16 protein-coding genes and 2 pseudogenes are annotated in these 16725 nt (G+C 71.5%); 3 read left to right on the top strand and 15 right to left on the bottom strand.

The genetic code is table 11. The annotated features are described in order from the left end of the window. Positions 1-27: 27 nt before the first annotated feature. From QQM39_RS03190 to QQM39_RS03165, 6 genes are all read right to left on the bottom strand, one after another. Entirely contained in the window at positions 28-1209 is a 1182-nt protein-coding gene (locus QQM39_RS03190; RefSeq protein ID WP_301995054.1) for a GTP-binding protein, read from the bottom strand. Between the two features lie 5 nt (positions 1210-1214). After that, positions 1215-1385 (bottom strand): 50S ribosomal protein L32, encoded by a 171-nt coding sequence (rpmF, locus tag QQM39_RS03185; RefSeq protein WP_030052879.1) that lies wholly within the window; start codon positions 1383-1385, stop codon positions 1215-1217. 85 nt (positions 1386-1470) lie between these two features. Beyond that, positions 1471-1878 carry a (2Fe-2S) ferredoxin domain-containing protein gene (locus QQM39_RS03180; RefSeq protein ID WP_301995053.1) on the bottom strand — a complete coding sequence of 136 codons (408 nt, stop codon included), beginning with the start codon at positions 1876-1878 and terminating at the stop codon, positions 1471-1473. Positions 1879-1892: 14 nt separating this feature from the next. Next, complete coding sequence (locus QQM39_RS03175; protein ID WP_301995052.1) at positions 1893-3497, bottom strand: cation acetate symporter; 1605 nt, start codon at positions 3495-3497, stop codon at positions 1893-1895. Next, positions 3491-4180: a DUF485 domain-containing protein gene (locus tag QQM39_RS03170; RefSeq protein ID WP_301995051.1), complete on the bottom strand. Its 690-nt coding sequence runs from the start codon at positions 4178-4180 to the stop codon at positions 3491-3493. Before QQM39_RS03170 ends, QQM39_RS03175 begins: the two co-directional genes overlap by 7 nt. A 57-nt stretch (positions 4181-4237) precedes the next feature. Continuing rightward, on the bottom strand, positions 4238-5461 hold the full coding sequence (locus tag QQM39_RS03165; RefSeq protein WP_301995050.1) for a right-handed parallel beta-helix repeat-containing protein: 1224 nt from the start codon (positions 5459-5461) through the stop codon (positions 4238-4240). A gap of 97 nt (positions 5462-5558) precedes the next feature. Between QQM39_RS03165 and QQM39_RS03160 the strand changes: the two genes are divergently transcribed. Then, positions 5559-6050, top strand: a complete 492-nt coding sequence (locus tag QQM39_RS03160) for a hypothetical protein (RefSeq protein ID WP_301995049.1) — start codon at positions 5559-5561, stop codon at positions 6048-6050. Positions 6051-6095: 45 nt separating this feature from the next. Here the strand turns inward: QQM39_RS03160 and QQM39_RS03155 are convergent, their stop codons facing one another. From QQM39_RS03155 to egtA, 5 genes are all read right to left on the bottom strand, one after another. Further along, positions 6096-6311, bottom strand: a complete 216-nt coding sequence (locus QQM39_RS03155; RefSeq protein ID WP_301995048.1) for a dodecin — start codon at positions 6309-6311, stop codon at positions 6096-6098. Positions 6312-6606: 295 nt separating this feature from the next. Further along, entirely contained in the window at positions 6607-7569 is a 963-nt protein-coding gene (gene egtD, locus QQM39_RS03150; protein WP_301995047.1) for an L-histidine N(alpha)-methyltransferase, read from the bottom strand. Then, complete coding sequence (gene egtC, locus QQM39_RS03145) at positions 7566-8357, bottom strand: ergothioneine biosynthesis protein EgtC (RefSeq protein ID WP_301995046.1); 792 nt, start codon at positions 8355-8357, stop codon at positions 7566-7568. The genes egtD and egtC overlap by 4 nt, the downstream gene beginning before the upstream one ends. Then, complete coding sequence (gene egtB, locus QQM39_RS03140; RefSeq protein ID WP_301995045.1) at positions 8357-9676, bottom strand: ergothioneine biosynthesis protein EgtB; 1320 nt, start codon at positions 9674-9676, stop codon at positions 8357-8359. The genes egtC and egtB overlap by 1 nt, the downstream gene beginning before the upstream one ends. Then, complete coding sequence (gene egtA / locus QQM39_RS03135) at positions 9673-10977, bottom strand: ergothioneine biosynthesis glutamate--cysteine ligase EgtA (RefSeq protein WP_301995044.1); 1305 nt, start codon at positions 10975-10977, stop codon at positions 9673-9675. The genes egtB and egtA overlap by 4 nt, the downstream gene beginning before the upstream one ends. A 325-nt stretch (positions 10978-11302) precedes the next feature. Between egtA and QQM39_RS03130 the strand changes: the two genes are divergently transcribed. Then, a complete protein-coding gene (locus QQM39_RS03130; protein ID WP_301995043.1) occupies positions 11303-12127 on the top strand; it encodes a TIGR02452 family protein in 825 nt (274 codons plus the stop codon). Here QQM39_RS03130 and QQM39_RS03125 read toward each other — a convergent pair. The 4 genes and pseudogenes from QQM39_RS03125 to QQM39_RS03110 form a co-directional block, all read right to left on the bottom strand. After that, positions 12112-12582, bottom strand: coding sequence for a type II toxin-antitoxin system PemK/MazF family toxin (locus QQM39_RS03125; RefSeq protein ID WP_301995042.1), 471 nt, complete (start codon positions 12580-12582; stop codon positions 12112-12114). The two genes, QQM39_RS03130 and QQM39_RS03125, sit on opposite strands and share 16 nt — an antisense overlap. A gap of 148 nt (positions 12583-12730) precedes the next feature. Further along, positions 12731-13112: pseudogene (locus tag QQM39_RS03120) on the bottom strand (flotillin domain-containing protein); the annotation flags it as partial. A 182-nt stretch (positions 13113-13294) separates the two neighbouring features. Next, a pseudogene (locus QQM39_RS03115) lies at positions 13295-13496 on the bottom strand (hypothetical protein). Positions 13497-13551: 55 nt separating this feature from the next. Continuing rightward, positions 13552-14976, bottom strand: coding sequence for an amidase (locus QQM39_RS03110; protein ID WP_301995041.1), 1425 nt, complete (start codon positions 14974-14976; stop codon positions 13552-13554). A 221-nt stretch (positions 14977-15197) separates the two neighbouring features. On the opposite strand from QQM39_RS03110, the gene QQM39_RS03105 reads away from it, so the two are divergent. After that, positions 15198-16586 (top strand): glycoside hydrolase family 43 protein, encoded by a 1389-nt coding sequence (locus tag QQM39_RS03105; RefSeq protein WP_301995040.1) that lies wholly within the window; start codon positions 15198-15200, stop codon positions 16584-16586. The last annotated feature ends 139 nt before the right edge of the window (positions 16587-16725 follow it).

Here is a 16725-nt window from a genome sequence, read left to right as displayed (position 1 = left end):
GAATAGGCAGGCCGGGCGCCGCGGGACTCAGTGAACGGCGACCTCCGACGGGGCCGCGTGCTCGTGGTCGCAGGCGTCGTCGATGCCGTACGTGTCCCAGGCGGGGAACGGGTCGGTGGCCGGGAGGCCCTCGCCGTCCGCCATGAGGCACTCGGCCAGGGCGGCCCGCAGCGCCTCCGCCCGCAGATGCGTGCCGATGAAGACCAGTTCCTGCGCGTACGGCGCCTCGGTGTCCCGGGCGGCGCTGGGCTCGAAGCGGGCGACGGAACCGGCCTGCGACCACAGCCCCGTCACCTGCGGGCGGCTGGCGAGGGTGAAGAACCCCTTGGAACGCAGCACCTTCCCGTACGCGCCGCTGTCGAGGTCCTCGGTGACGAAGGCGAACAACCGCTCAGGGTGGAAGGGGAGTTCGGAGCGGAACAGCGTGGAGGAGATCCCGTACTCCTCGGTCTCGGGGACGTGGTCGCCGTTGAGTTCCCGCACCCAGCCCGGGGCCTGCTGGGCGCGCTCCAGGTCGAACAGCCGCGTGCCGAGCACCTCTTGGAGCGCCACTTGCCCCTGAACGGCGTCGACGATCCGGGCGGCCGGGTTGAGCCGGGCCAGTGCCGCCCGCAGCCGGTCCGCCGTCGCGTCGTCCACCAGGTCGAGCTTGTTCAGCACGATGACGTCGGCGAACTCGACCTGGTCGACGAGGAGATCGCTGACGGTGCGCTCGTCGTCCTCGTACTGGTCGAGGCCGCGCTCGGCGAGTTCGTCGCCACTGTCCAGCTCGGACAGGAAGCCCGCGGCGTCGACGACCGTGACCATGGTGTCCAGCAGGGCGAGGTCGCCGAGGGTGGCTCCGTCGTCACGGGCGAAGGCGAACGTGGCCGCGACCGGCATGGGTTCGGAGATGCCGGACGACTCGATGAGGAGATGGTCGAAGCGGCCCTCGCGGGCGAGCCGGTCGACCTCCTCCAGGAGGTCGTCGCGCAGGGTGCAGCAGATGCAGCCGTTGGTCATCTCGACCAGGCGTTCCTCGGTCCGCGACAGCGCGGCCTCGCCGCCGCGCACCAGCGCCGCGTCGATGTTGATCTCGCTCATGTCGTTGACGATGACCGCGACGCGCAGTCCCTCGCGGTTGGCGAGGACGTGGTTGAGCAGGGTCGTCTTGCCCGCCCCGAGGAAACCGGACAGGACGGTGACGGGCAGACGGCTTTCGTACGGCATTCCGGTCAGCCCTCGGGGCGCAGCAGCCCGCGCTCGTACGCCTTGACCAGGTGCTGCGGCACGAGGTGGCTGACGCCCTCGATGGTGACGGGCACGAGCTGCGGTGTGCTCGCCTTCCACTGGGCGCGGCGGTGGCGGGTGTTGCTGCGGGACATCTTCCGCTTGGGGACAGCCATGACGGGACCTCCTCGGTGGGTGAACACCGAGGACGCTATATGAAAATGGATCCCATTAACAACTTGCTGGGGGTGGGACGGAAGGTCAGCGGCGGGACCGCACCCGCGCGTCCCGCGGCGGCCGGATGAACTGCAACTCCAGCGTGACCGGCGGATCGGCCAGGCCCGGTCCGCCCGCGGCGGCCCACCGCACGATCTCCTCGGTGCCGTCGTCGTCCATCGCGAAGCCCACCCAGGTGGCCCGCCCGCCGGCCCGGCGCCCCGCGGCCGACGGCTGGACGACGATCACGTTGGCCTGGTCGCAGGGGCCCAGGCAGTCGGTCGTACGGACCTGGAAACCGTACTCGGCCCCTGCGGCGCGCAGCCGCTCCACCTGCCCGGTGTGATCGGTGCCGGGGAGCTTGCGCGGATTGCCGCAGCAGCACCCCCGGCAGACGACGAGCGTGCAGGGGCGCTCGCGGGCGGCGCCGATCAGGAACGTATGAGTGGGCATGACAGAAGCATCTCCTACTCCTTGGCGCCCACCAGCATCCGCACCTCGAACTCCTCGTAGGCGGCGTCCTCCTGCGGCTCCTGGCGGTTGCTCAGCACCGTGCCGAGCCAGCCGAGGAAGAAGCCCGCCGGGATGGAGACGATGCCGGGGTTCTGCAGCGGGAACCAGGCGAAGTCCGACTCCGGGTAGAACGAGCCCGGCATGGAGGAGACGACGGGGGAGAACAGGACCAGCAGGACCGAGCAGACCAGGCCGCCCCAGAGGCTGAGCAGTGCCCCCTCGCCCGTGAAGCGGCGCCAGAAGAGGGTGTAGACGATCGTCGGCAGGATCGCGGACGCCGCGATGGCGAAGGCGAGGAAGGCGAGCGTCGCGGTGTTGGCGCCCCAGGAGACGAGGGCGAGCATCATGGCGAGGACACCGATGACGGCCGCGGACAGCCGGGCCACCATCAGCTCCTCGGTCTCGCTCGCGCGACCCTTGCGGATCACCTCGCCGTACAGGTCGTGGGCGAGGGACGAGGCGGCGGCGAGGGTGAGGCCGGCCGCGACGGCGAGCAGGGTGACGAAGGCGAGGCAGGACAGCAGGGCGGTGAGGATGCCGCCGCCGAGCGCGTTGGCGAGGAGCAGGACCGCGGAGTCGCCCTTGTGGTCCGTCTCCGCGATGGTCTCGCGGCCGACGATCGCGGTGGCGCCGAGGCCGAGGATGCCGGCGGCCAGGCAGACCAGGCCGACCAGGCCCACCGCCCACACCAGGGAGGAGCGCAGTACGTCGACCCTGCGCGGGGCGAGCAGGCGCATCAGGACGTGCGGGAGCGCGGCGAGGCCGAGGACGATGGCCAGTTCCAGGCTGAAGAAGTCGAGCTTGCTGGTGGTGCTGACGCCGTAGCGCAGTCCGGGTTCGAGGAACTGGGTGCCGGTGCCGCTGTGGTTCGCGGCCGCGGACAGCAGGGCGTTCGGGTTCCAGTCGTAGTGGTGCAGCACCATGACCGCGGTGACCGTCACGCCCGCCACCAGCATCACGGCCTTGATGATCTGGATGACCGTGGCGCCGGGCGCGCCGCCGATGGCGGCGTACACGATGACGATGGTGCCGATCACGATCACGCACAGGGTGCGGGTCGCGGCACTGGGCTCGCCGGTGAACTGGGTCAACAGCGCCATGCTGCCGACGAGTTGGGCCACCAGGTACAGCGTGGTGATGGCGAGGGTGCACACGGCGAGGGCGAGCCGGGCCGGGCGCTGGAGCCGGGTCAGGCGCAGGGCCAGTGTGTCGCCCAGCGTGAACTTGCCCGTCCGGCGCAGGGGTTCGGCGATGAGGAGCAGCACCATCATCCAGGCGACGACGGTGCCGGCGAGGTACAGCAGTCCGTCGTACCCGGTGAGGGCGACCAGGCCGGTACTGCCCAGCAGGGTCGCGGCCGACAGATAGTCGCCGCACATGGCGAGGCCGTTGCGCAGCGGGGACATGGTGCGGTTGCCGAGGTAGAACTCGCTGAGCTCGTCGCGCTGAGGGGCCGTCAGCAGCGCCATGAACAGCGTGACCACGACCACCGACAGGAACAGCACGAACGTCAGGTTCAGGCTGAACCGGTCGACGATGCCTGCGGACATGGTCACCACGTGCGGTACCCCCTGGAGCCGGGCTGGACGGTCTGCTGGGTCTCGCCGCGGTGCGCGGCGGAGCGGAGCGAGTTGGCCTCGTGCTGGTCCAGCCGCGAGCCCAGGCCACGGGCGAGCGGGTCCACCCGGGCGCGCATGTACCGGACATAGCACCAGGCCGTCACGCCCATCACGACGAACTGCCCGAGACCCAGGGTGAGACCGAGCGTGAGGTGACCGAGCAGACGTTGGTTCATCAGGCCGGGGACGGAATGCGAAAGCAGGACGTACAGCAGGAATCCACCGACCGACAGGAGCGTCGCGCGGACTCCGAACCTGCGCTGGGCGCGGCGCAGTGAGTGAAATTCGGGATCTTCGGATATGCGCTGGGACGGCGCGGGTCCCGCGGGTTCATCACTCGGGGAACTGTATGTGAAAGAATTGTCGTGCCAAGGTGAAAACTCGGGCACAGGCGCACCTTCTTTGCTGCGGCATGCCGGACATACGGTGGGCGCGGGCTTTTGCGCGTGGGGAGTGGGTGAGCGGCGGCGAGTCCGGAAGCCGGAGTATGGCAGCGGGCTCCTTGAAGAATCAACCGCGGAGATGAATTGCCCTGCTCCGGTGGCGCATTCACGCCCCTCATGATCATTTCGCTGCCTTGTATGGCCTGCGAAAAGGGCCCTCCGGGAAATAGTCCGGACCATTTATTTCGGCCGGACTGTCTCAAACACGACCCGTGCGGGACAGCCCGGCCGAGCGGTTCAGAACCGGGCGCCGACAGCGGTGCCGCTCCGCGGCACGAGGAAGCTCGGGGCCGACGGCAGCGATCCGTCGGCGGAGCGCGGGCCGGTGATCGCGGTCGGATCGGTGCTGAGCACCGAGGACGCGTTCCAAGTCCCGCCCAGGTTCCAGGAGTTGCCGCTGGCGGTCGTCCCCGAGCCGACGGCCGCCGCGCGTGCGTCGGCGACGGACAGGTTGGCGGTCAGGACGGCGGTGCCGCCCGAGACGTCGGTGTCGAAGCCGGTGCCGGCGTTGGCCCACGTCGTGTTGCGGGTCATCGTCAGGGCGCCGGGATTGCCGTTGTCCGTGACGCCGTGCGCCGCGTTCCGATACGCGATCGAGTTGCGCAGGGTGTGGCCGACTGCCGGGGCCGGGGTGCCGCCGCCCATCTTGAAGCCGTTGCCGTCGCCCGAGAAGTCCGGGAAGTTCCAGCGGTTGTAGCCGTTGCCGTACGCGATCGTGTTCTCGATCAGAATCGGCGAGGCGAACTTCCAGGCGTCGAACCCGTCGTCGACGTTGTTCCACAGGCGGGCACCGCGCACCACGTTCCCGGTTCCGCTGCCCTCCTTGATGGCCAGGCCGTCGGCGCTCTCGCCGTTCTTGCGCGGGTCGCGGTTGCCGTAACTGTCCAGATTCAGGATCTGGTTGTTGCTGGAGGATCCCTGGAGCTGGAAGCCGGACTCGTAGTTGTCGTGCGTGACCAGCCGCGAGAAGACGTTGTTGTCGCAGCCGTCGCAGTAGAGGCCGTACGGGCCGTTGACCAGCTCCAGACCGGAGATCCGCCAGTGGGAGGCCTCCATGTGGATCGCCCCGCGTTCGGCCCGGGGGATGCTGCCGCCCACCGGCGTGTGACTGGCGGGCAGTTGCTCGCCGTCGACGACCACGCGCTCGCCCTGGTAGGGGCCGAGGCCGATCGGCTGGGAGGCGGTGCCCGAGGTGGTGATGGTGATGTTGTCGGTGAGGGCGTAGGTGCCGCCGCGTACGGTGATGACGTCGCCGGGCTGCGCCAGGTCCACGGCCCGCTGGATGGTCCGCAGCGGCTGGGCCAGGGTGCCCGGCGCCGAGTCGCTCCCGTCGGTCGCCACCACGAGTGTCGTCGCGCCGGACGCCTCACTCGCCGGGCCCAGTACCGTCAGCAGGGCCGCGCCCACCGCTGCCGCCGTCCAGATCGCCGTACCGCGCATGCCGCTCGCCGTGTCGTGCATGGGGCCTCCCGCCTCCGCCTGCGTGCCGTGTCGCACAGCAGTGGCCGCCCGGGGCGCGAAGGTTGCCGGGGTGCGGGGCGCGTCTAGGGTGAGTGCCGTGACCGACAGCAGCAAACGCCCGCTCGCCGTGTTCGACCTGGACAACACCCTCGCCGACACGGCACACCGTCAGCACTTCCTGGAGCGCACACCGCGGGACTGGGACGCCTTCTTCGCGGCCGCCCCGCAGGACCCGCCCCTGGCGGAGGGCATCGCGTTGGCGCTGGAGAGCGCGAAGGAGTGCGAGGTCCGCTATCTGACCGGACGGCCCGAGCGCTGCCGGCGTGACACGCTCGACTGGCTCGCGGCACACGGGCTGCCCGAGGGACGCGTGTACATGCGGCGCAACGACGACCGCAGGCCCGCCCGGCGCACCAAGCTCGAGATCCTGCGCCGCCTCGCCCGCACCCACGAGATCCGGGTGCTGGTGGACGACGACGAGCTGGTCTGCGAGGACGCCGAACGGGCCGGTTTCACCGTCGTACGGGCGCGCTGGACCGCCCCCTCCGCCGCGCTGAAGGTGGCGCAGGAGCGGGAGGGGCGGACCTGAGGGCCGGGCGCCGTCGGCACATCCCGCCTGGCGACGGGGCCCGAGCTACTCTGCTTCCTCCAGGCGGAAGCCGACCTTCATGGTCACCTGCCAGTGCGCGATCTGCCCGTTGTCGAGCTGGCCGCGCACCTCGGTCACCTCGAACCAGTCCAGGTTGCGCAGGGTCTGCGAGGCGCGCTCGATACCGTTGCGGATGGCCTGGTCCACGCCCTCGGGCGAGGTGCCGACGATGTCCGTGACCCGGTAGGTGTGATTCGACATGCGGGTGCTCCTCTCACACACGTCACTCCACCGTGCCCCAAGGCGGGGCAACGCGCGAGCCGTCCCTGAGAGCCGTGGACAAACCCCCGCCTGCGCTGCGACGCCCGGCACGCGCGCTCGCGGCGTTGCCGAACCGCCCACGTGGCTCCTCCCCCATCGAGGGCCGCTCCGGCGCCTTGCGATCGCACGCTCCCCCACCCTCGAACCGCGCTTCGCACGGCTCGGGCGGGAGGTGCCCCCACGACGCCGCAGCGCCCGCCCTTCGGGCGGACGACGGGAGTTTGTCCACAGGCTCTCACCGCGCCACGCTCAGCGACAGCGCGAAACGGCCCTGACCGTCGGTCCACCAGTGGGCCAGCTCCAGCCCGGCCGCCGACAGTTCCGCGCGGACACCGTCCCGCCGGAACTTCGCCGATACCTCGGTGCGCATCTCCTCGCCCGCCGCGAAGTCGACGGCGAGTTCGAGCGCGGGCACCTTCACGGTCTGCGCCGTACGGGAGCGCAGCCGCATCTCGATCCACTCGTTGTCCGCGTCCCAGAGGGCGACGTGGTCGAAGGCACCCGGATCGAAGTCGGCGCCCAGTTCCCGGTCGATCACGGTCAGGACGTTCTTGTTGAACGCGGCCGTCACCCCGGCCGCGTCGTCGTACGCCTCGACCAGGACCCTCTCGTCCTTGACCAGATCCGTGCCGAGCAGCAGCGCGTCACCGGGGGAGAGCAGGGCACGGACGGAGGCGAGGAACGTGGCCCGCTCGGCCGGCAGCAGATTGCCGATCGTGCCGCCGAGGAACGCCACCAGCCGGGGACCCGGCGTCTCCGGCAGGGCCGGCCCGCCGGTGAAGTCGGCGATCAGCGCGTGCACGTCCAGCCCGGGCCGCTCCTCGATGAGCGCGTGCCCGGCCTGGGTGAGCGCGCTGTCGCTGACGTCCACGGGGATGTAGGTGTGCAGCTCGGTCAGCGCGTCGATGAGGTACCGCGTCTTCTCCGAGGAGCCGGAGCCCAGTTCGACGAGGGTGCGGGCGCCGGTGACCGCGGCGATCTCCCCGGCCCGGCCGACGAGGATCTCGCGCTCGGCGCGCGTCGGGTAGTACTCGGGCAACTCGGTGATCCGCTCGAAGAGTTCGCTGCCCCGCGCGTCGTAGAACCACTTCGGCGGCAGCGTCTTGGGCGTGCTCGTCAGGCCCTTGAGGACGTCGGCGCGCAGTGCGGCGTCGGTGGCGTCCTCGGGCAGGGTGCGGGTGAGAAGGAACGGACTCACGTGCTGGGCTCCTTCGGTCGTGCCGGTGCCAGGGCGTCGCTCGGGTCTTTCAGCGGGGTGAGCAGCACATCGGTGCCGCTCGCCGCGAGGAGGGTGCGGTCGGGGACCTCCTGCCAGTGCGGATCGTCGTCGTAGGGCTCGGAGGCCACGACCGTGCCGCCGCCGGGCCGGTGCAGGTACCAGAGCGTGTCGCCCCAGGCGGTCGCGGCGATGGTCTCGCCGTTGGTGAGCAGCAGGTTCAGCCGGGAGCCGGGGGCCGCCTCGGCGACCTCCAGGACGGTGTCGGCCAGCGCCTGCCCCTGCTCGTCGCCGCCGCGCAGCCGGGCCAGGACCAGCGCCCACACGAGCGCCGAGTCGTTGCGGGCCTCCATCGACAGCAGATCCGTCGCGGGCAGGGTCGGGACCAGCGGCGCCAGGGAGCCCGGCCAGCCCTTCACGGCGCCGTTGTGGCTGAACAGCCAGGGGCCCGCGGCGAACGGCGCCGCCGCGGCCTCCGCGTCGGCGCCCGCCAGCGTCGCGTCCCGTACGGCGGCGAGCAGCGCGGTGGACCGTACGATCCGGGCCAGATCGGCGAAGGACAGATCCGCCCAGATGGGCCCGGCCCGGCGGTAGCGCGCCGGCACCGGGTCCCCCTCGGCGTACCAACCGACCCCGAAACCATCGGCGTTCACGGTCCCGTACCGCTGCCGCCGAGGCGCCCACGACTGGCGGTACAGGCCGTGCGCGGGCTCCACGAGGAGCCTGCCGAGCGGCTCCTCGGGGCCCAGATAGGCGAGGTGACGGCACATCAGACGTCCCCCACGGAGCGGGCCGTACGGAACCCGGAGAAGATCTGCCGCCGGATCGGATAGTCCCAGTTGCGGAAGGTGCCCCGGCAGGCCACCGCGTCCACCGCGAACGAACCGCCGCGCAGCACCTTGTGCTCGGGGCCGAAGAACACCTCCGAGTACTCCTTGTACGGGAACGCCTGGAACCCCGGGTAGGGCAGGAAGTCGCTCGCCGTCCACTCCCACACGTCGCCGATCAACTGCCGTACACCGAGCGGCGATTCCCCCTCCGGGTAGCTGCCGGCCGGGGCCGGGCGCAGATGCCGCTGGCCGAGGTTGGCGTGCTCCGGTGCCGGGTCGGCGTCGCCCCACGGGTAGCGCATCGAGCGGTCACCGGCCGGGTCGTGCCGGGCGGCCTTCTCCCACTCGGCCTCGGTGGGCAGCCGGCGCCCCGCCCAGCGGGCGTAGGCGTCGGCCTCGTACCAGCACACGTGCAGTACGGGCTCGTCGGGCGGGACGACCTCGGTGACGCCGAAGCGGCGCCGCAGCCACTGCTTGCCGTCCCGGTGCCAGAACAGCGGGGCGTTGATGGAGTGCTGCCGGATGTGCGCCCAGCCCTCCGGTGTCCACCAGCGTTCGGTGTCGTAGCCGCCGTCCTCGATGAACGCCTGGTACGCGGCGTTCGTCACCGGGGTCGTGTCCATGGAGAAGGGCGCCACCTCGCGCCGGTGCGCCGGGCGTTCGTTGTCCAGTGCCCAGGGCTCGGTCGAGGTGCCCATGGTGAACGGACCGCCGGGGACGAGGACTTCGGACGGCCCCGTGAACAGCGGGGCCGGTTCCGGGTCGGGGGCGGTCAGGGCCTGCGGCCCCTTGCGGAGCTGATGGGTGATCAGCATCGTCTCGTCGTGCTGCTGCTCGTGCTGCGCGATCATCCCGAAGGCGAAGCCCGCCTCGGTCAGCCGCGTCCCGTGGAAGGCCGTGCTTTCCAGCAGGTCCAGCACCCGGCCGCGCACCTCGGAGGCGTAGTGCCGGGCCTCGGTCGGCGGCAGCAGCGGCAGCGAGGGCCGTTCGGCGCGCGGGTGCTCGAAGGCGTCGTAGAGGCCGTCGATCTCGGACCGCATCGCCTCCCGCCCCGCGACCGCCCGCAGCAGCCACTGCTCCTCCTGGTTGCCGATGTGCGCGAGGTCCCACACCAGCGGGGACATCAGCGGCGAGTGCTGGGCGGTGAGGTCGGGGTCGTCGACGCAGGAGGTCAGCAGGGTCGTACGGGCACGGGCGGTGGTCAGGGTGGTGAGCGCCCGCTCGCGCAGCGCGTCCGCGTCGAGGGCGGGGTCGGTCATGTGCGGATGTCCTTCCCGTGCAGGGTGCGTTCCGTGCCGTACAGCTCGTCCAGCAGGTCGTCGGCGGGGCAGCGGCCGTTGATCACATAGCGGTCCCGGTACGCCGCCACGGCGTCCGTGACCTCGGCGGCGGCCCCGAGCCGGGGCAGGGCCTCCAGTGCCGCCGCGAAGCAGACGACGGCCACCTCCTGAAGCTCGGGGTCGGCGAGGCCCGAGCGGGCCGCGTCGATCCACAGCGGATTGTGCGGCGCCGGCAGCGACAGGGAGCGCTCGGCCAGGGGCTTCACGGCGCGGTAGGCGGTCTCGGCGGCCTCGGGGTCGTCGAAGAGCGCGGTGGTCACGGCGAGCGGCACGATCCAGCCGTCCTCGCCGGGCTGCGCGTCGATCATCCGAAGTTCCAGATGGCCACGCGGTCTGACCGGCGGGAACAGCGTCGTGAGGTGGTAGTCGAGGTCCTCGTGCACCGGCGGTCTGGGCACCCCCGACCGGGTCCACTCCCGGAACGTCAGCTCGTCCGGGACGTGCCACGGGCCGCCGTCCTGCCGTACGCACATCACCGGCGCGTCCAGCACGTGCCGCGCCCAGGCGGCCCGGGGATCGCCGTCCAGCGGGGGTGCGCCCGCGCGACCCGCGCCGATCTCCATCCACAGCAGCTGCCGGGTGGAGAGCCAGCCCGTGGGCTCACGCCCGGCCAGCGGGGAGTTGGCGAAGGCGGCGACCAGGACCGCGCCCAGCTGGTGCGCCAGCCACCAGCGCCGCCCGTGCCCGAGCGGGCCGGGCTCCTCGTATCCGGCGTCCAGGCACACCTGCACGGAGGCCGAGGTGCACATCATGGCGCGGCCGGCCGGGCCCGTGCGGTCCAGACAGGCTTCCATGGCGTCGTAGCGCGGCTCGCGCAGGAACCGGCGGGGCGAGCGCCAGGGGTCGTTGCCGATGCCGACGAGACCGAGATCGTGTTCGCGCAGTACCGCGCGGGCGGCGTCGAGGTCGGCGGAGACGGTACCGATGCACTCCATCAGTGAGGTGGCGGGCGGCGAGCTCAGTTCCAGCTGGCCGCCGGGCTCGACGGTGAGCGCCGACCTCAGGGGCACGGTCCGCAGTGCGGCGTAGGCCGCTTCGAGCCGTTCGGGTGTCACGGGGAGCCGCGGACTGCGCAGCTCATGGACGAGCCATTCCACTTCGACCCCGAGGGTGCGGGGTGGGCCGGTCTTGAAGCAGATGCCCCGGACCAGGGCCTCCACCTCGGCTTCGGTGACTGCGGTGCGAGGCTGCTCCTTACAGTCACTCACCGAATCTGACATGTCGGGATCCTCCTGAGAGTCCACGATGCCGCCCGGCCCGGATCTTGTGGGCGGGCCGGCACACTCGTCCCACCCAAGACGCTCGCGTCGCATCGCACAAGGGTGCGTACCGGCACGTTCCGGGTCGGTAACCTCCGCTCTCCGGGCGTTCGCAGGGACTTTCCCGGTCGTTTTCGGTCGGCTGTCGGGCCCGGGAAACTCTGTTGCACCGCAGGACCAGCATCGCTCAGGATGCCTGCGTGAGCACGACGGGGGAGATCACCACGGGGGAGATCGTGCGCAGCCGACGCGGTCGCACGCTCATGGCGCGCACGGGGGTGGCGCCATGAGCGCGCGCCTGCGCGGCATCGCGCAGCAGACGGAACAGATCGTGGCGGCCGGGACGTACCGCGCGCCGGACGGCCGCGAAGTGTCCGTCGGGGCGGCGATCGACGCCGCCCGGGAGGGCACGCGGATGCACGGGCCGGACCCGGTGCCGGTGCCGCAGGCTCCCGCAGTGGAGACGTTCTTCGAGGTCACGGGCGAGAGCAGCCTGGAGGCCGCCCGGCGGATCTCCGGCCCGGTGGCCGTTTTGAACTTCGCCTCGGCCCGCAACCCCGGCGGCGGCTACCTGAACGGCGCCCAGGCCCAGGAAGAGGCCCTGTGCCGCGCCTCGGCGCTGTACACGTGTCTGCTCGGGGCCCGTGAGTTCTACGACCACCACCGCGCCCACCGCGACCCGTTCTACACGGACCGCGTCACCCACTCACCCGGCGTGCCCGTCTTCCGCGACGACCGCGGCCGTCTGCTGGACGAGCCGTACACGGTCGGCTTCCTGACCGCCGCCGCGCCGAACGCGGGCGTCATACGGCGTACGGCCCCGGAGCGCACGGCCGAGCTGCCGCACGCGCTGGCCGTACGGGCCGAGCGCGTACTGGAGACGGCCGCGGCGCACGGGTACCGGCGGCTGGTGCTGGGTGCGTGGGGCTGCGGGGTGTTCCAGAACGACCCGGCGCAGGTGGCCGGGGCGTTCCGGGCACTGCTCGGGCCCGACGGGCGGTTCGCCTCGGCCTTCGAGCACGTGGTGTTCGGGATCCTGGACCGCACGCCGGGCAGCGTGGTGCGAGAGGCCTTCGTACGAGCGTTCCCGGAGCGTCAGCTCCAGCCGTAGCGCTCGTGCAGCCGGTGCCGCACCAGGTTGAACCGCCCGCGGTCCAGCGCACACGCCTCCCGGCGCATACCCTCCTCGTGCAGCCGGAGGATGCGGTCCACGTCCACCCAGGAGTCGCGGCCCGTCCGGTCCCACGGCCCGCTGCCGATGGCGACCCACTCGCGGGCACCTCTTCTCCCGCCCGCCCACCCGGCGTCGTGCCGCTTGCTCGACAGTTGCACGGCGAGGAAGGTGCCGGCGGCCTCCCGGGCCACCACCAGCACCGGGCGGTCCTTGCCCCGTCCGTCGTTCTCCTCGAAGGGGACCCAGGTCCAGACGATCTCCCCGGGGTCGGGGTCGCCGTCGTGCGCGGGGGAGTACTCGGTGCGCACCTTGCCGACCTCGCGGGGGTCGACTTCGGAGGTGGCTGACGGACCGAACCGGCCCGGGACGTTCTCATCGGTGGAGATGCTCACGGGGGCACCCTAGGCCCTGTCGTCAAATTCCCGCCTGCCGCGCGACGCCATGCACGCACTCTGACGCCGCGCGGCCCGCCCTTCGGGCGGACGACGGGAATTTGACGACAGGGCCTGGAGACTGCCCCCCGCGCGCACGCCCGCCGGGTCACGTCTCGTCCATCGGCACCTTCTGGTTCTGGGCGAGCCCGTTGAGCGGGGAAGTCCCGCTCGACGCCCGCCCGTTCCGGTCCATCGACGCGAGCAGCTGACGGGCCGGCCCCAGCCCGGTACTGCCCATGGTGAGCGCCTTGGCGAACATGTCCGCCATGCCGTCGGCCCGTTGAGCAGCACCTGTTGTCGACGTTGCCGAAGGCGGACGCGCCGGCCTTGACGATCTCCGGCCAGTTCTCGGCGAGTTGCTGGGCGACCACGGCCTCCTGGTTCTCGGTCAGGGCGGCGGCACGGGCCGTGATGGCCGCCGCCTCCGCGAGGCCCTTCGCCTTGGTCGCCTCGGCCTCCGCCAGCCCCCTGGCCTGGGCCGCGGCCGAGGACGGCGGCTGCCGCCGCCCCCGCGACGACGCCAACGACCATCGGCATTCGCCCCCTTTGCATGGTGCCCTTTCGGCACCGAACGAAGGGAGTGTGCGCCTGCGCGCGGCCCGGGTACAGGCGCCGGCGGATCCTTGCCGAAAGCTTGACGCGGACGGCTCTCACCTGCGCCCGAGCGGGCTCAACTGTCGTACGCGGCCTGGACGTAGACGGTCCTCGGCGGCAGGTACTCCACCATCACCACCGTGCCCCGCTCGATGCGGTCCGTGGCGGAGGCGGGACAGGCGAGGAAGTGCTCGGCGCCGCCGCGCACCCGGACGATCACCTCGCCGACGAGCCCCGGCCCGATCGTCCCCCGTGACCCGCCCCATGAGCCCGACCATCGACGCGTCGTCCATGGCCACAGGGTAGGGCCTGCGCCGAAGGGGTGGTGCCGCCTCAGACGACCGCGATGGGCTCTTCCTCGCCCTGCTGCGGCGGCCACAGCTCGTGCCAGCGCAGCTCCGCCTCCAACTGCGCGGCCAGCGAGATCAGCAGGGGCTCACTGTTCGCCGGCCCCAGCAACTGGGCGCCGACGGGCAGCCCGCCCACGAATCCGGCCGGGACGTTGATGCCGGGCCAGCCCAGGACGTTCCACGGCCAGGCGTAGGGGCAGGCGGCGATCATCGCGCGGTCGGTGGCGAAGCCGCCGAGTTCGAGCATCGCGCCGATCCGGGGCGGGGGAGCGGCGGTGGTGGGGGCCAGAATCACGTCGTACGACTCGTAGAACGCGCCGATGCGACGGTGCAGAAGCGCCTCCGCGCGCCGGGCCGCCCGCAGCGGCACCCCGCCGAGCAGCCGGCCCAGCCGGGCGGCGTCCCGGGTGCGCGGGTCGAGCAGTGCGGGGAACGGCGTCGCGCTCACCCACTCGGCGATGCCGACCGTCGCGCGGGGGACGAAGGTCAGCCCGATCTGGCCGTACGGCGGATCCGCCTCCTCGACGAGGTGCCCCAACCCGCTCAGTTTCTCGGCGAGTTGGACGACCCTGGCCCGCACCTCGGGTTGCAGTCGGGCGGGCACGGCGGTGAACGGCGGCTTGAGGGAGAGTGCGATGCGCAGCCGGCCGGGGTCGCGGCCCACCGCCTCGGAGGCGTTGATCGCCGGCGGCCGGTGCGGGTCGAGGTCGTGGTTGCCGGCGGCGGCGTCCAGCAGGAGGGCCGCGTCGGCCACCGTGCGGGCGAGGGTGCCGTTGACGGTGATGCCCTGGAACGACTCGCCGCGCGGCCAGGTGGAGATGCGGCCGCGCTGCGGCTTGATGCCGATCAGGTGGGTCCAGGAGGCGGGGATCCGCACCGAGCCGGCGCCGTCCGAGCCGAGCGCGGCGGGCACCAGACCGGCGGCGACGGCGGCCGCGGAACCGCCGGACGAGCCGCCCGGCGTGTGGTCCGGGTGCCACGGATTGCGGGTCGCGCCGAAGGCGGGCCCCTCGGTGAACGGCCACTGCCCCAGCTCGCAGGTGTTGGTCTTGCCGACGATCACGGCACCGGCCGCGCGCAGCCGCCGCACCGCCTCGCCGTCCTCGGTGACCGGCGGGAACTCCCCGCTGCAGCCGAACGCGGTCGGCTCGCCCGCCACGTCCATGTCGTCCTTCACCGCGACCGGCACGCCGAGCAACGGCCGGCGCACTCCGGCGGCGAGCTCCTCGTCCGCGGCCTCCGCCTCGGCGAGCGCGGCCTCGGCCCGGACCACCCGGAACGCGTTGACGGACCCCTGGGTCGCCTCGATCCGCGCCAGCGCCCGAGCGACGAGCGCCCGCGAGGTCACCTCCCCGCCGGCCAACGCGCGGACGGACTCGGCGAGGCCTACGGCACGGTCGGGTGTCATACGGGCACCTCCGGGACGACGTTGTCTACCGAACGGTAACCTCCAGGGGGTCGACGGCGGAACGTTTACGCCCGGTGCGGCTCCCAGGTTCACCACAGGTTTCTCCCAGGTCCCCCCTGTCGCTGCGCAAACCATTGACGCGCCCGGACCTCGCCCCTACCTTCTGATCGAATTTCCGAACTATGTTCGTAATATCGAACCCCGTTGAGGGAGAGCCGCCCGTGATCAGACGTCCCCACACCCCGTCCCGCCGCAGCGTGCTGCGCGCGATGGCCGCCCTGCCCGCTTCGGCGCTGATCCTGGGCGAGGCCCCCGGCCTGCTCGGCACGGCACTGGCGGCCGCACCGCCCAGCGGCTCGGCCACCCGCTACACCATCGTGCCGTTCCTGAACAGCAACGACGGGACCGTGAACGTCTATCAGTCGGACGACGCCACCGACTTCCGGCTGGCCAAGGCCTCCGCCTACACGCCGCCGAGCAACCGCATCCGCGACGCGAGTATCTTCAAGCACACCAACGGCTACTACTACATCACCTACACGACCCACACCTGGCAGGACACCAGCACCACCATCGGCTTCGCCCGCAGCACCGACCGGGTCAACTGGACGTTCCTGTACGACTACACGGTTCCGATCACCAATCTCTCCCGGGCGTGGGCGCCGGAGTGGTTCGTCGACAGCGACGGCAGCGTGAACGTCATCGTGTCCTGCTCGACCACCAACGACGAGTGGATCTTCACGCCGTATCTGCTGAGGGCCACGAACTCCTCCCTGACCGCGTGGAGTTCACCGGTGGCGCTCTCCGGCATCGGCGCGAACCACATCGACACCTTCATCGTGAAGATCGGCTCCACCTACCACGCCTTCACGAAGAACGAGACGACGAAGTACATCGAGTACGCGACGGCCTCGAACCTCACCGGCCCCTACACGATCTCCCGCACCGGCAACTGGGCGGGCTGGGGCAGCTACCGCGAGGGCCCCGCGCTGGTACAGCTCGACAACGGCGCCTGGCGCCTGTTCTTCGACGGCTACGGCGACGGCACCTACTACTACAGCGACAGCTACGACACCTTCGCCACCTGGTCCGCCCCGGCCGCCCTGCCCGCCGTCTCGGGAACGGCCCGTCACTTCACGGTCATCAAGGAGACCGTCTCGGGCGGCCCGGCCCTGGCGAAGAACGTCACCCGCTCCTTCCAGTCGGCCAACTACTCCACCCGCTACTGGCAGGTGCAGTCCTCCCTGCTCAACCTCCCGGTGGTCAGCGGCACGAGCACCACCGCCGAGAAGCAGGCCTCGACGTTCACCGTCGTGGCCGGTCTCGCCGACGCGAACGGCTACTCCTTCCGCGACTCCTCCGGCAGGTACCTCCGCCACTGGGACTACCGGGCCCGCTTCGACGCCAACGACGGGACGTCGACGTTCGCCAAGGACGCCACGTTCGTCGCCCGCACGGGCACGTCGAGCGGCTCGATCCGCTTCGAGTCGTACAACTATCCCGGCTACTACCTGCGGCACTACAGCTACCAGCTGCGGGTGGAACGGTCGGACGGAACGGACCTGTTCCGGCAGGACAGTTCGTTTACACCAGTGACGTCCTGGGCCTGACCTGCACCCCTGCTGACCTGGGCAATCGTCCTGCTGGTTGCGGAGCACTTCCCTCCACTTCCCGGGATTCCCCAGGAGTCGCCGGTCGAGTGTGCACCAGTTGTGCACTCGGCCGGGGAGGGCGCGGTGTGTCGAGTCG

It is taken from the genome of Streptomyces sp. DT2A-34 (assembly GCF_030499515.1).
Taxonomy (GTDB): domain Bacteria; phylum Actinomycetota; class Actinomycetes; order Streptomycetales; family Streptomycetaceae; genus Streptomyces.
This window is presented reverse-complemented; position numbering and strand designations above follow the sequence as displayed.

Bases quoted from the DNA above. Each gene is read 5' to 3' on its own strand.
- QQM39_RS03190 (WP_301995054.1), bottom strand. From the start codon at position 1,209: ATGCCGTACGAAAGCCGTCTGCCCGTCACCGTCCTGTCCGGTTTCCTC.
- rpmF (WP_030052879.1), bottom strand. From the start codon at position 1,385: ATGGCTGTCCCCAAGCGGAAGATGTCCCGCAGCAACACCCGCCACCGC.
- QQM39_RS03180 (WP_301995053.1), bottom strand. From the start codon at position 1,878: ATGCCCACTCATACGTTCCTGATCGGCGCCGCCCGCGAGCGCCCCTGC.
- QQM39_RS03170 (WP_301995051.1), bottom strand. From the start codon at position 4,180: ATGGTCCGGACTATTTCCCGGAGGGCCCTTTTCGCAGGCCATACAAGG.
- QQM39_RS03165 (WP_301995050.1), bottom strand. From the start codon at position 5,461: ATGCACGACACGGCGAGCGGCATGCGCGGTACGGCGATCTGGACGGCG.
- QQM39_RS03155 (WP_301995048.1), bottom strand. From the start codon at position 6,311: ATGTCGAATCACACCTACCGGGTCACGGACATCGTCGGCACCTCGCCC.
- egtC (WP_301995046.1), bottom strand. From the start codon at position 8,357: ATGTGCCGTCACCTCGCCTATCTGGGCCCCGAGGAGCCGCTCGGCAGG.
- egtB (WP_301995045.1), bottom strand. From the start codon at position 9,676: ATGACCGACCCCGCCCTCGACGCGGACGCGCTGCGCGAGCGGGCGCTC.
- egtA (WP_301995044.1), bottom strand. From the start codon at position 10,977: ATGTCAGATTCGGTGAGTGACTGTAAGGAGCAGCCTCGCACCGCAGTC.
- QQM39_RS03130 (WP_301995043.1), top strand. From the start codon at position 11,303: ATGAGCGCGCGCCTGCGCGGCATCGCGCAGCAGACGGAACAGATCGTG.
- QQM39_RS03110 (WP_301995041.1), bottom strand. From the start codon at position 14,976: ATGACACCCGACCGTGCCGTAGGCCTCGCCGAGTCCGTCCGCGCGTTG.